Source organism: Protofrankia sp. CiP3, assembly GCF_917627345.1.
GTDB lineage: Bacteria > Actinomycetota > Actinomycetes > Frankiales > Frankiaceae > Protofrankia.
Window position 1 is genome coordinate 20075 of the sequence record NZ_CAKJTM010000055.1, and the last position, 13045, is coordinate 33119.

The 13045-nt window shown below is 70.5% G+C and carries 12 protein-coding genes; 5 read left to right on the top strand and 7 right to left on the bottom strand.

Going from position 1 to position 13045, the window contains the following annotated elements; genetic code table 11:
- Window positions 1-5: 5 nt before the first annotated feature.
- The 5 genes from MJ797_RS17555 to MJ797_RS17575 form a co-directional block, all read right to left on the bottom strand.
- Entirely contained in the window at window positions 6-815 is an 810-nt protein-coding gene (locus MJ797_RS17555) for a hypothetical protein (RefSeq protein WP_239336248.1), read from the bottom strand.
- Between the two features lie 391 nt (window positions 816-1206).
- Complete coding sequence (locus MJ797_RS17560; RefSeq protein WP_239336250.1) at window positions 1207-1887, bottom strand: Crp/Fnr family transcriptional regulator; 681 nt, start codon at window positions 1885-1887, stop codon at window positions 1207-1209.
- A 163-nt stretch (window positions 1888-2050) separates the two neighbouring features.
- Window positions 2051-3268 (bottom strand): acyl-CoA dehydrogenase family protein, encoded by a 1218-nt coding sequence (locus MJ797_RS17565; RefSeq protein ID WP_239336253.1) that lies wholly within the window; start codon window positions 3266-3268, stop codon window positions 2051-2053.
- Window positions 3265-5835, bottom strand: a complete 2571-nt coding sequence (locus MJ797_RS17570) for a putative PEP-binding protein (protein WP_239336255.1) — start codon at window positions 5833-5835, stop codon at window positions 3265-3267. Before MJ797_RS17570 ends, MJ797_RS17565 begins: the two co-directional genes overlap by 4 nt.
- Window positions 5832-6464 carry a hypothetical protein gene (locus MJ797_RS17575; RefSeq protein ID WP_239336257.1) on the bottom strand — a complete coding sequence of 211 codons (633 nt, stop codon included), beginning with the start codon at window positions 6462-6464 and terminating at the stop codon, window positions 5832-5834. The genes MJ797_RS17570 and MJ797_RS17575 overlap by 4 nt, the downstream gene beginning before the upstream one ends.
- 504 nt (window positions 6465-6968) lie before the next feature.
- Here MJ797_RS17575 and MJ797_RS17580 point away from each other — a divergent pair.
- Entirely contained in the window at window positions 6969-8225 is a 1257-nt protein-coding gene (locus tag MJ797_RS17580; RefSeq protein ID WP_239336270.1) for an aromatic ring-hydroxylating dioxygenase subunit alpha, read from the top strand.
- A 105-nt stretch (window positions 8226-8330) separates the two neighbouring features.
- Window positions 8331-9110 (top strand): SDR family NAD(P)-dependent oxidoreductase, encoded by a 780-nt coding sequence (locus MJ797_RS17585; RefSeq protein WP_239336271.1) that lies wholly within the window; start codon window positions 8331-8333, stop codon window positions 9108-9110.
- 117 nt (window positions 9111-9227) lie between these two features.
- On the opposite strand, the gene MJ797_RS17590 is transcribed toward MJ797_RS17585, so the two are convergent.
- Entirely contained in the window at window positions 9228-9794 is a 567-nt protein-coding gene (locus tag MJ797_RS17590; protein WP_239336272.1) for an HdeD family acid-resistance protein, read from the bottom strand.
- A 200-nt stretch (window positions 9795-9994) separates the two neighbouring features.
- On the opposite strand from MJ797_RS17590, the gene MJ797_RS17595 reads away from it, so the two are divergent.
- A complete protein-coding gene (locus MJ797_RS17595) occupies window positions 9995-10492 on the top strand; it encodes a hypothetical protein (protein WP_239336273.1) in 498 nt (165 codons plus the stop codon).
- A 546-nt stretch (window positions 10493-11038) separates the two neighbouring features.
- Here the strand turns inward: MJ797_RS17595 and MJ797_RS17600 are convergent.
- A complete protein-coding gene (locus MJ797_RS17600; RefSeq protein WP_239336274.1) occupies window positions 11039-11239 on the bottom strand; it encodes a hypothetical protein in 201 nt (66 codons plus the stop codon).
- A 258-nt stretch (window positions 11240-11497) separates the two neighbouring features.
- Between MJ797_RS17600 and MJ797_RS17605 the strand changes: the two genes are divergently transcribed.
- Both MJ797_RS17605 and MJ797_RS17610 read left to right on the top strand, forming a co-directional pair.
- A complete protein-coding gene (locus MJ797_RS17605) occupies window positions 11498-11725 on the top strand; it encodes a hypothetical protein (RefSeq protein WP_239336275.1) in 228 nt (75 codons plus the stop codon).
- A gap of 188 nt (window positions 11726-11913) precedes the next feature.
- The gene (locus MJ797_RS17610) at window positions 11914-13041 is read left to right on the top strand and encodes a substrate-binding domain-containing protein (protein WP_239336277.1); all 1128 of its coding nucleotides are present in this window, start codon (window positions 11914-11916) and stop codon (window positions 13039-13041) included.
- The last annotated feature ends 4 nt before the right edge of the window (window positions 13042-13045 follow it).

The following is a 13045-nucleotide window of genomic DNA, read 5'->3' on the forward strand; positions in this document are numbered from 1 at the left end:
TGCTGTCATCCGGAATTCAGGGTGCCGACGTCACCGATGATCACCTGGTTGCGGTCCCCGGTGGTGACCACGAAGCCGGCGCTGGAACCCCCTGGGCTGGACGGACGGGCCGGATCCGGCTGAGCCGGGCCGGGTTCATGCGGACCTGATTTCCCCGGATCCGGCTCGTCCGGCTTTGCACCGGTCTCCCGGGTGATGGCGGCGAGTACCTCCGGTGATGGAGCGGACCGGGTTGTTCCCCACAGACAGACCCACAGGGCGGTGCCGGCGCCCTTCTGCCCCGGGCCGATCCGCATCGGGGCGAAGTCGGCCGGGCGCAGGTCACGCCGTTGATCATGCACGGTGTCGTCGTACATGGCTTGGGAGAGCAGCAGGACGAGGTTGGCCGTGGGCACGTGACGCAGCAGCAGGCGGCCCTCGTCCGCGTTGAGGATGCCGGCGGTGGCGTTGATGGCCGAGCTGACCCAGCCGTTGCCGGACGGCTGTGCCTGGCCGTGGTGCAGGGCGAGCCGGATGCGCAGCCGGTGGCTGTCCAGCCGGTCGGCGTTGCGCCGGGCGAGGCCCATGGCGAATTCGCGCGCCAGGTCCGCGACGAGTTTTTCTCGAGGCACGGACGCGGGGACCAAGCCCAGCGCGCCGTCCCCGTCGTCGCGTAGGCCGGGCGCCGCCAGCTCGATGCTGAGCCTGGCGAGACAGTCAGTGAGGATGAACCGGAAGTCCTCCCGAAGCTGGCGCTGGTCGGCCGTTATGTGCGCGCTCGAGTTCGCGATGTCGGCGGCGAGGACGGAGTAGGGCAGCAGGTCCTGGTCGTTCATTGAGCTCCTTCCCGACCGTTGCTGATGGATGTAGCAAACGGGTAGATGGGTGTTGTGATGCGCCAGAACTGGCGGATTGAGCGGTCTGGTCGCGGACACGGCCGGCCGGTGACGTCCGCGGTCACCGGGGCCGTGGGCAGCGATCGCCGGTGCGGACGCGCATCAGGCATCGGCTCAGGTGCTCGTGTCGGTCTCAGCGGTCGGCGCTGGAAGTCCTTCGGGGCTGTCGGATGCCAGGTGGATGCGTCGCGAGGCGGCCCAGGTCCCGGTAGCGGTGTTCTGCCGGGGCCGACGAGCCGGGGTACCCGTACCAGGGCGCCTTCCTCCGCTGCCTTGCCGGACCGGGCGCGGATGAGCCGCTCGCTGGTCGAACGTCCTGTCCTCGGGCGCTCTACGTGTCCGTATCGGCGAGGCGATTCAGTTCCGCTGGATCGAGGATGACCAGGCGTCGGTACTCGGTCGACAGTATCCGCGCTTCCCGCAGCTCGCGGAGAATCGTCCGCAGTGTGGATTCGCTGCAGGCGGCAGCCGCGGCGAGCTCGGGCTGGGTGAGGGCAACGTCGATCTCCAGGCCAAGCGGAGTGCGCCTGCCGTACAGCTGGCCCAGCTCGGCGAGGATGCGGGCCACTCGGACCAGCGGACGGCAGCCCGCGAGGTCGACCTGGCGCCGGGTGGCTGCACACAGCCGGTCGCCGAGCATCCGGGTGTAAGCGGCCTGGGCCTCGGGCTGATCGCGCAGGAGCGATCGCCAGGTCATCGCCGACAGCCGGCGGGTCTCGACGTCGTGGCAGGCCATGACTGTGGCGATCCGTTGCTGGCCGCTCAGGGCCGCGAGGTCGCCGACGACATCGCCGCCCACCCGCAGCGAGATCAGGACGTCCCGATCGTCGGATCTGCCAATCACCTTAATGATTCCTCTCAATAAGAGGAAAACATCGTCTGACCGTTCGCCTTCCCGGAGCAGATATTCCTGCGTGGTGAACCGGCAGGGGCTGCCCAACCGCGTCGCCTGTTCCGCGATGGGCGCAGGTAGATGACCCAGAAAGGTGTAGAGCGGCCAGGTATACGACATGACGGCCCCCGAGCATCGCTGGATCGATGGCGGCAGTATGAGCTGATTGATAGTGAACAATACAGCAGCAGAATGTAAGATCTTCCGCTCCTGTGCCGTCGCCAAGGGCGGTTGCGGTGTGACGGGTGCCGTCGCCTGTCCGGTCTGTACCGGTGATCGGTGGCTACCAGCCGAGGACGGTGGCGATGCGCTCACGGTGGTGGGCGGCACCGCCGAGCAGCACCGCGTCGGCGCGGGCCCGGCGGAAGTACAGGTGGGCGTTGTGCTCCCAGGTGAACCCGATCCCGCCGTGCAACTGGACGGTTTCCGCGCTGACCGTGCGGAACGCGTCCGAGCACCACGCCTGCGCCACCGCCGCCGCCTCGGCGAACGCGGGGGTGCCGGCGGCGATGAGCGCGCGCTCCACCGCCGAGCGCGACATCTCCACGAGCACGAGCAGGTCCGCGCACAGATGCTTGACGGCCTGGAAGCCGCCGATCGGACGGCCGAACTGGCGGCGTTCCTTCGCGTAGGAGACGATCATGTCCAGGCACGCCTGGGCGCCGCCGAGCTGTTCGGCGGCGAGCACCACACCGGTGGTGTCCAGCGCGGGGCAGACCACATCGGTCGCGGTCCCACCGCGGGTGAGCCGAGTCGCGGCCGTGCCGGTGAAGGTGACCCGGGCCTGTGCCCGGGTGAGGTCGAGGGTGGTCAGCCGCGTGACGGTCACACCGGGGCTGTCGGCGGGGACGAGGAAGAGATCCGCTCCGTCCCCCGGCCGGGACACGGCCGCGACGATGAGGCTGCGCGCACCCGGACCGTCCAGCACGAAGGGCGCGGCCCCGTCGAGGACCACCCGGTCACGGCCGCTGTCCCCGCCCTCGTCGCGGAACGTCAGCTGGAGACGGCCGGGCCGCCACAGCCCGTCGGCGTCGGTGACCGCGGGCCCGGTCACCTGCCCGGCCGCGATGTCCGCGAGTGCCGCCGCCGGCCCACCGGCCCCGGCCAGCACCTGGCCGGCCAGCACGGTCGAGGACAGGAACGGCACCGGCAGCAGGGTGGCGCCCAGCACCTCGGCGACGGTGGTGAGCTCGGCGAGGCCGCCCGCACCGCCTATGTCCGCGGGCAGCCCGAGGCAGGCCAGACCGATCTCGCGGCCCAGGACCGTCCAGGCGTGTTCGTCGAAGCCCGGCCCGTCGTCGCCGAGCCCGCGGGCCACAGCCGGGCCGCCCAGTTCCAGGCAGGCCTGCATGACGGTTTCCCGCAGGCTCACGAGATCCTCGCGCCGCTCGCGCTCGCGCTCGCGGCCATGGTCGTGGTCGTGGTCGTGGTCGTGGGAGGCAGCCACGGCCGTGGCGCCGACGGCTGTCACGGCGCTGCTCCGGGCGGCGGCAACGGTCATGACGGGCCATCCGGACTGATCATGGCAGCCGTGGCGCCCCGGGTGGCCGCGGCGTTCAGACGGGCCTGGGCGGCGGCGAGCCGCGCGACCGGCACCCGCCACGGTGAGCAGGAGATATAGTCCAGGCCCAGCGGTTCAAGGAGCGCGATCGACGCCGGGTCGCCGCCGTGCTCCCCGCATACCCCGATCGTGATGTCGGGCCGGGCTGCCCGCGCCCGCTGGATGGCGATGGCGAGCAGCGCGCCCACGCCCTCGCCGTCGAGCTCGGCGAACGGGCTCGACGGGAGCAGCCCGCGTCCGATGTAGGTGGCCAGCAGCCGGCTCTCCACGTCGTCGCGGGAGAAACCGTAGGTGAGCTGGGTGAGGTCGTTGGTACCGAAGGACAGGAACTCCGCGTGCGCCGCCAGCTGGCCGGCCAGCAGCGCGGCTCGCGGTGTCTCCACCATCGTGCCGATGCGGTAGGGAATGTCGACGCCGGTGCGCCGGGCCACGCCGGTGGCGACGGCGGCGACATCGGCGGCGGCCAGTGCCAGTTCCCGCGGTATCGAGACGAGCGGGATCATCACCTCGAGGGCGGGGCGCACGCCTTCGGCGGCCACGTCGATCCAGGCGGCGAACAGGGCACCGACCTGAGCCGGATAGAGCCCGGGACGCACCACGGCGAGCCGTACGCCGCGCACCCCGAGCATGGGGTTGGCCTCGCGCAGCGCCGCGGCGCGGGCGGCCTGCCGGTCGTCGTCGTAGTCGCCGTCATGGGGGAGGAACTCGTGCATCGGAGCATCCAGCAGACGTACCGTCAGCGGTCGGTCTCCCACGGCACGCAGCAGGTCACGGAAGTCCGCGCGCTGCGCGTCAGCCAGGGCCACGAGCGCCTCGCGCTCGTCGTCGGCATCCGCAGCCATGATGACCCGGCGGACCAGCGGCAGCCGGGCGCCCAGGAACTGGTGTTCGGTGCGGCACAGACCGATGCCCTCGGCGCCCAGCCGGACGGCGCTCGCCGCGTCGGCCGCGGTGTCCGCGTTGGCCCGGACCCCGAGCCGGCGGTGGTCGTCGGCCCAGCCGAGCAGGACATCGAGCTCCGCGGACGGGGCCGCCGGGCGCACCTGGACCGCTCCGGCATACACCTCGCCGGTCCGCCCGTCGACAGAGATGACGTCCCCCTCGCGCAGCTCCCGCCCGTCGGCGCTGACGCGGCCCGCGACCGGATCGACCCGCAGCGCGGACGCGCCACACACCGCGGGCCTGCCGGCGCCGCGGGCGACCACAGCCGCGTGCGAGGCGAGCCCTCCGCCCGTCGTGACGACGGCGTCCGCGGCCAGCAGGCCCGGTACGTCCGCGGGCGTCGTCTCGGTCATCACCAGGATGGTGGGCACGCCGTCCGCGGCCCGCTCGACCGCGTCGACGCTGGACAGCGTGATCCGTCCGCTGGCCGCCCCGGGGGAGGCCGCGAGCCCGCGCACCAGCAGCGGCTCGCCGCCGCGCAGCCGCAACTGTGGGTGCAGCAATGCCTGTACCTGCTGGGGAGCCACGGAGCGCACCGCGGTGGCGCGGTCCATGGTGTCGGCGGCCAGGTCCACGGCGAGCCGTACCGCGGCGGCTGGGCTGGGGTGGTCGTACGGAGCCGCGCTGAGCAGGGCGAGCTCGCCGTCGCGCAGCTCGAACCCGACGTGCGCCACGGCGTTGAAGTGGTGCTCGAGGGTGGCCAGCGCCTCCCGCAGGAGATCGGCGCCACCGGGGAGCTGCGTCACCGGCTCGCCCGGCCCGCCCGGCGGCTCGTTGCGGCGCACGCCGCGATGGAACACCCCGCTCGGCGCGAATGCGCCGCTGTCGGGGTCGCGGCTGGTCGCGCTCCCGTGCCCCGAACGCGCCCACGGGCCGATGATCAGTGCCTGGAGATGCAGCGCGATCGGGGTGCCGGCCGGCAGCGACTGGGCCGCGCGGGCCCGCCGCCCCCGCGAGGAGCGCCACCGGGCCAACTTCGCGGTGGCAGCGAGCGCGACCTGCTCGGCCGGGTCGTCCGGGTACGGCCGGCTGCCCAGCCGCTCGCACATCTCCAGCAGCGCGTGCAGCCGTTTGGCTGGGTCGGGGTTGTCCAGGACCACACCGTCGATGTCGTCCGCGGGGACGCCGAGAGCACCCTCGGCGATGCTTCGCACCGTAGCCGACCAGGTCTCGTACAGCACCTCCGCGCGGCCGATCGCCGCGCACAGCGCTGGGGCCGTGTCGAGGCAGAGCCCGAGGCCCGCGACCATCGGCGGCAGGCCCGCCGCCGGCACCGGGGCGCTCGCGACGAGCCGTATCAGCATGGGCCGCTCGCTCTGCCCGACCCGCCGGCTGGCAAGCGCGGACAGCAGCTCGACCGCGCCACGGGCGACGGCTGTGTCGGCCAGGTCGCCGGCACGCGACGCCGGGATCGTGAGGCCCGGCACGGTCGGCAGCCCCAACCGGACGAGGCTGTCCATCTCCATGCCGTGCGTGCCGAGCTCAGCGGCATCCAGGCCGCGGACATGACCGTGACCGTACGGGATGAGGGGCACACCGGGGAACGGGGATGATGCGGTGCTCACCCGCCGGACCTCGAGACCAGCAGGTTCTCCAGCGCCTCGTCCTCGGCCCGGCTCACGCCGAGCAGCAGCAGCAGCTCCTGGTGCAGCCGCATCCACACCGTGTGGTAGGAGTCGCTCAGCGGCGCGGTCAGGGCGGTGGTGTCACCGGCGTCAAACGCGTCGAGCGCGGCGCCCAGCTCGCCGCGGTAGCGGGCGAGCGCGGGGACCTGGTCGGCGAGCCGGCGGATGATCTGTGTGATGGCCGTGTGCACGTCGTCGAACTGGTCGCGCACGGCCGCGTCGTAGACGGCGTCGCCGTGGTCGTTGGGTGCGCCGTCCGGCCGGCGCTGCCACGCCGTGCACAGTTCCCGTAACCGGCTGTTGATCGGTAGGAACGCGTGGTAGAGAACGGTGACCCGCTCCCGCTCGGGGGAGCCGGCCGGCAGCCGGGACCAGCCGCCGACGAGGGTTCTGGCGCTGGCGGTGGGCATCGTCACCGGCCCCTTGGCCAGCGCCAGCCCGGCATGCACCAGACGGTCCAGGTCCGGGGCCGGGCCGCGCCGCATACCCCGCACGACGAGGTCGGTCAGCGCGGCGCGGGCAGCGTCGTCGAGCGGGTGCGGGTCTGTTCCGGTCGCTGGCTGCGTCATCGGTGTTGCCTTTCCTGGCCAGGCCGTGGACCGCGCCCGGCGTCGTGCCGGGCAGCGCCGGGCAGGTCCTGGTCCGGCCATCGGTCTGTGATTCCGGTCATGCTGCGGCTTTTGGGAATCCGAGTCAAGAAACATGCGCGGCTGGTTCAGCCCTGATCGTCGCGTCAGCTGTACCCGCTCGTCCGCGAGGCTCAGCCCGCGTTGGCGTAGGTCACTATATTGATGATAGCTTCAGTAACTATTTGATCTTAAATGTACCGCCCCAGGAGGCGCCGTCGTCGCGTCGTCGCGTCGGGCCCGTGGCTGGTGCGGGCTGTCGCCGGTGGCTGGGCGAGCGAGCGGGCGTCGGTCCGCAGCCGGGGAGCGCCGCTGGCATCGCAAAAAGTTACTGTTGACATTCTCTAGTTAAGAGGATGTGATGTAGATCATAGTTACCCGGATCGTGACGGAAGAGGTTTCGGGCGTGCCGGTAAAAATGATGTGTGTGCTGACAGGGTCGCTCCGATGACCACCACGGACACGGCTCCTGCGTCCGCGCCCTCCGCCACCCCCGTCTACACCTCCACGCTGGACGGCCATGCCGATGACGTCGTGGGCCGGGACGCGCGGTCGGTGATGGCGCGGCTGGTCCGGCTCTACCAGGAGAACGGGACCGACCAGGCCCCGGCGCAGTGGCGTGAGCCCGTCCGCAACTACTCTGACCCGCGGCGCTGGCGTGATGAGATCAACAGCATCCACCGGCGGGTCCCGCTGCCGCTGGCGATGTCGTGCGAGCTGCCCGAGCCTGGTAGCTACAAGGCCATTCAGGTCGTCGACATCCCGGTCCTCATCACCCGTGACGCCGCCGGTGCCGTGCACGCCAGCGTGAACGCCTGCCGCCACCGGGGCGCCGAGCTGGTCGCCGAGGGCGTTGGCCGGACGAACCGAGCACAGCGGATCACCTGCCCTTACCACGCCTGGTCCTACGACATGGCGGGCTGCCTCGTCGGGGTCGTCGGCGAGAAGACGTTCGGAGCGCTGGAGCGCGGCCGCGCCGGGCTGGTGTCGCTGCCCGCCGAGGAACGGGCCGGCATCGTCTTCGTGGGGCTCACCCCGGGCCGTCCGCTCGACCTGGACAACTGGCTCGGTGACCTCGAGCCGCTGCTCGACGGACTGGGGCTCGCCGGGTGCCACCATTACTCCACGCGCGTGTTACCCGGGCCGAACTGGAAGGTCACGGTTGACGGGTACCTCGAGGGATACCACTTCGCCTCGCTGCACCGGACGACGGTTTTCCGGACCAACCTGTCGAACATGGCCGCGTTCGACAGCTGGGGCCCGCACCAGCGCAACGCCTTCGCGCTGCGGCCCATTGCCGAGGCGGCCACGCAGCCACCGCGGACCTGGGATCCCGCCGCCTGCGTCGGCGCGATCTTCTGGCTGTTCCCGGGGCTGGCTTTCTCCGGGGGCTGGCGCCAGCAGGTCGCGGTGTCTCTCGTGCTGCCCGGCCGCACCGTCGAGGAGTCCCGGACCCAGCAGCTGATCCTGCTGCGTCACCCACCGGCCGACGACGAGGAACGCACGGCCGCGGACACCACCCGCGACTGGTTCCACGATGTCGTGCTGGACGAGGACTACGCGACCGGCTTCGGTGTGCAGCGGGGGCTTGCCGCGCTGGCCGGCACGGATTTCGTCTTCGGCCGCAATGAGCCCGGTCTCCAGCAGTTCCACCGGGTCGTCGAGCGGCTGCTCGACGAGGGCGGTGCCGACATCCCGCGGTGACCGGCAGCGTTTCACCCCACGTTTCCCGAGCGTCCTTTCCCGGACCGTCCTTTTCTGGACCGTCCGTATTGTGATTACCCCTTTTCCGACCAGGAGGTCGTGCGCATGAATCTCGACGGACGTGTCGCCGTCGTCACCGGAGGCAGCCGGGGCATCGGCCGCGGGATCGTGGAGGCCCTCCTCGCCGACGGCGCGAACGTCGTGATCAGCGGCCGTTCCGAGGCCAAGGGCAAGGAGGCTCTCGATGAGCTCGCGGCCGGCGACCGGGCCCAGTTCGTGCCCGGTGACGTCCGGCTGCAAAGCGATGTGGAGGGGCTGATCGACACCGCTGTCGCGCACTACGGCCGCGTCGACATCCTCGTGAACAACGCCGGTGGCAGTGACGGGTTCGCCCTGATCCACGAATTAACCGACGAGGCCTGGGCCAACGCCCTCAACTGGAACATCAACGCTGTCTTCTGGGCCACCCGGCGGGCTGTCCCGTCCATGCTTGCCCGCGGCTGGGGGCGGATCATCAATATTTCCTCCGTCGAGGGCAAACAGGGCAACAAGGCCGCTGTCAGCCATTACATCACCAACAAGCACGCGCTCAACGGATTCACCAAGGCGACGGCGTTCGAGTATGGCACCAGCGGGATCACCTGTAACGCGATCTGTCCCGGCGCGATTGAGACGGACATGATGAAAGACGCCGGTCCCGCTGCCGCGGCCAGCGCCGGGATCACCTATGCGGAGTTCCTCCAGACGTACGCGAACGATTCCGCGATCAAGCGGCTGAACACGGTCGAGGAGGTCGCCGCGATGGCCCGGCTGCTCGTCAGCGACGCCGGTGCGGGCATCACCGGCGCGCTTCTCAACGTTGACGGCGGTACCGCCGCCTGGTAGCGCTACCAGGCGGCGGTGCTACCAGGCGGCGCTGTCAGCCGCGGGGGAAGGCGGATGCCTCGCGTGGACGCCCGGTCCGGCGCTGAAACCGGACCGGGCGTCCACGCCCGCTCGCTGTCAGTGGCTGGCCTGTAGCGCCCGGCGGAGGCCCAGGGCAAGGAGGATCTGCGTGACCCCATGAACGATCACCCAGATTCCGAAGACCACGGCCAAGACGAACACGGTCGCTGACGGCCAGGACACGGCCACGATACCGGCGGCCACGCACAGGATCGCGACGGCCACGGCCCGCCCGCGTCCCGGCTCCCCCGCCGGAGCGGCCGCGGCAATGACCAGCCGGATGAGCCCGGCCACCATGAGGGACACGCCGACGACTATGGCCAGTGTCCAAAGGGTCACATCAGGCCAGGCCAGCGCCACGATTCCGCCCACCACCAGCAGAACGCCGAACACGGCCGCCAGGGCGGGCTCCGTCGCCCGTCCCGCCGCGAGCACCTCGGTGATCCCGCTGAGCACCAGGGCCAGCCCCACCAGGATGGCCAGGGTGTCCGCCGAGCTGGACGGGTTGGCGACCAGCGCGACGCCGAGCGTGGTCACGGCGATGCCCAGGACAAGCAGGACAGCCCACACCGCGCCCGCGGCGGCGTCACCGTGTATCCGATGGTCCGTCGCTGTCCTGGACATCATGGCCTCCCCGCGTCCGCTGTCTCACCGATGGTGTTCCCTCCTCTGGACCGCCCCAGTCCCCGGAGCGTGCGGGTGACTCGATGGGATCGGTTGTGATGAAAGCCTTGCCACAGTGCCCGGTATGTGACTCCTTCCCCCCGCGTATCGATCTAGGGTTCCAGGGAAACGTCCACTACGGATATCTGCTGGGGGCAAGCATGACCGCCAGAACCCTGCGGCGTGCCGGTGTCGTCACCGTCACCGGGGTGCTCGCCGCGCTCCTGGGCGCGGCTCCGGCCAGCGCCTTCCCCTCCCCGACAGCCGCTGGTGGTGACCCGGGCGCCACGGCGGCCGGTGCGGCCGGCAATGTGTCCCGCGTTGCCATCGACATCACCCGCGGTGCGCTGTCCAGCGCCGCGAACGCGGCCTCCGGCGCCGGTGGGATCAACACCAGCGCCAGCACCACCCCCGGTCCAGGCGTTGGCTCCCCCGCGGGAAACAGCACCAGCCCCGGTAACGGCGGCGATTCGACCGCCGACCCCGGTAGCACCGGCAAGAACACCGCCAACGATGTCGCGCATGCCGCGCTGGACATCACCCGCGGTGCGCTGTCCAGCGCCGCGGACGCGCTGTCCGGCGCTACCGGCTCCGGGTCCGGTCCCACGACCGGCGGTGGTACCGGTGGTACCGGTAGTGGCGGTGGGTTCGCCGGGTGACAGCGATCGACAGGATCGCGGCGGTGCCCGCCAGCCTGCCCTGATGATCTCTACAAGAGGCTCCGGCAGTAGGGCGTTCGATCAGGGAGCGGCGTCCGGGCGGATGGATCGCGAGGCGGCGGAGGGAGTCACCCTGGTGTTGGGTGGCGACCGACGACAACGACGCGAGGCGCCGCCCGGACGGCGTGAGCCGGACAGTCCTATTGCCGGAGCCTCCAAGTGCCGGTCCCCGGCAGCCCGTTGGGGCCGCATTACCATGCGAGGCATCGCCTGGCTGGCCGCCCCTGCCTGCGCCTTCGATCGCCGGCCACCGCATCATGGTCCGTGGCGGATGCGGGGTCGGACGGGTGAGGGAGCGAGCCAGTGGCTGGTCGGGACGTCGATTACGACCGTCCGACTCTGTTGAGCTGCGGGCGATGCGGTGTCCGGTGGACGGCGTTGAGCGCCGCCCACTGCCCGAGCTGTCACGAAACCTTCGCCGGGGTGAGCACCGGCTTTGACACCCACCGGGTTGACGGCAGGTGCGCTCCGCCCGATCAGGTCGGTTTACATCGCGATGGCGGTTACTGGCTGACCAGTGGTGAACGGGCTCCCGGTAAGCTGTTGGTGGTAGGCAGCGATTCCCGCGCGCGCCCGGTTGACTGAGGACGCGGCCTGACGGAGCACGCGGCCGAGCGCCTCGATGTTTCCCGGCACACCCGCCGCCTCCCGGTATCCGCAGGCGCGCTGCCGTCGCGTCGCCCGCATCGCAGGGCTGCCAGAAGCACACCCGCCGTGGATGTCCACGGTTTGTGTGTGCTGCCGTCCACGTCGGGCGGGGAAGCCGCGGATGTCCGTCAACGCTCTGCCCGGTCGCGGAGTGAGACTGTATTCCTCATGATGAGTTAGCGGCAAGGGTATCGCAAGGGTGCTGTTGCGCAGGTCGGCGTCTGGGCCGGGCGATGCGCGCGCTCTCCCCGCGCCGCTCCCCTTGCGGTTAATCGTTATGACGTTTATGGTTCCCGTGTGACGTGGACCACGGGCGGGTGCGGGGGCACCTCGGGCGCATCCTCGGCCCGCGTGTCCGGTCCGCCGGCCGGGGAGGGGAGGGAACGCCTCGTATGTGGTCATGGTGCCTGGACGGCGGCTGGGCGCGTCCGGTTCCCGGTGAACCTCCAGGAACGGGCCGCCGAGCATGTCCTTGACAGCGAGCATGCCGAGGAATACTTTTCCTGGCACTTGATCTGGCCTTGACTCGGTATCCAGATCTGCCGGCGGCGACAGCCCCGCCCCACACCCAACTGTTTTCCAACTGATTTTTTATCACTCGGCGACGGTATTCCGAGACGATGGCCGGCCGGTGCCGGCTGTTCGTCCGGCTGCCGGCCTTTCCCCTCACGGAGCGACGGGGTAATCACATGCATCGTGGTTCTCGAAGAATAATGCCGCTCGTCGTTGGCGCGGTCCTCGCGCTCGTCCTCGCGGCCTGCGCGGACAATGCGGGCTCGACGGCACCGGCGACAGGCCAGACGTCAGCTTCCGACGCGTCCTTAGCTGCGGCCAAGGCGAACCTCGCCAACTATCTGACGCAGCCGACGAGCATTGTCCAGTCCACGCCGCTGAAGTCCGCTCCGCCGAAGAAGAAGGTTGCCTTCGTCCAGTGCGCGGACCCGAACTGCGCCATCCTGGCCGGCTTTGTCAAGGACGCCACCGCGGCCCTGGGCTGGAACCTGACCACGCTGAGCGCCACCGCCACCGACCCGGGCTCGGCCGTCCAACAGGCCATCGACGCGGGCGTGGACTACATCGCCACCACCGGTTACCCCGTCGACCTGTTCAAGCAGCAGATGAACCAGGCGAAGTCCAAGGGCATCCCGCTGTTCATGTGCTATTCCACGGACGTGCCCGCGGGACCGGGTAACAACCTCTACGCGGACTGCACCGACGGCTCCGCGGCCGGCATCACCGGCGGCGCGATAGCCGACTTCGTAGCCACGGACTCGAACGGGAAGGCCGACGTCCTGCTGGTGACGATCCCCTCCTACCCCATCCTGACGGCACAGGCCGACGGGATGCGGGCGGAGCTCGCCAAGAACTGCCCAACCTGCAAGGTTCACGTCCTTGAGACGACGGTCAACGATCTCGCCGGTGGTGCCGTGCCGCAGAGCATCTCCTCCTACCTGCAGGCAAATCCCGGCGTCAACTACGTCTACTTCACCTACAACGGCCTGGAGAAGGGCGTTCCGGCTGTCCTGAAGACAGCCGGGATGCTCGGCAAGGTGAAGCTGGTCGGCACCCAGGGCGCGCAGCCACAGTTCACCGAGGTCGTCAACGGCACCTCGGCGGCGTGGAGCGCGCTCCCACAGGAGCTCGCGATGTGGACGATGGTGGACCAGATGGCTCGGGTCGCGGTCGACCAGTGGTCGCTGCCGGACGAGCGCAAGGCCGCCGTCACGCCCTTCTATCTCGTGACCACGCCCGACCAGGCGAAGCCCCTCGTGGGCGAGAAGTACGGCTGGCCCGGCCCGGCCGGCTTCAAGGACACGTTCAAGAAGCTGTGGGGCCTCTAGGGCG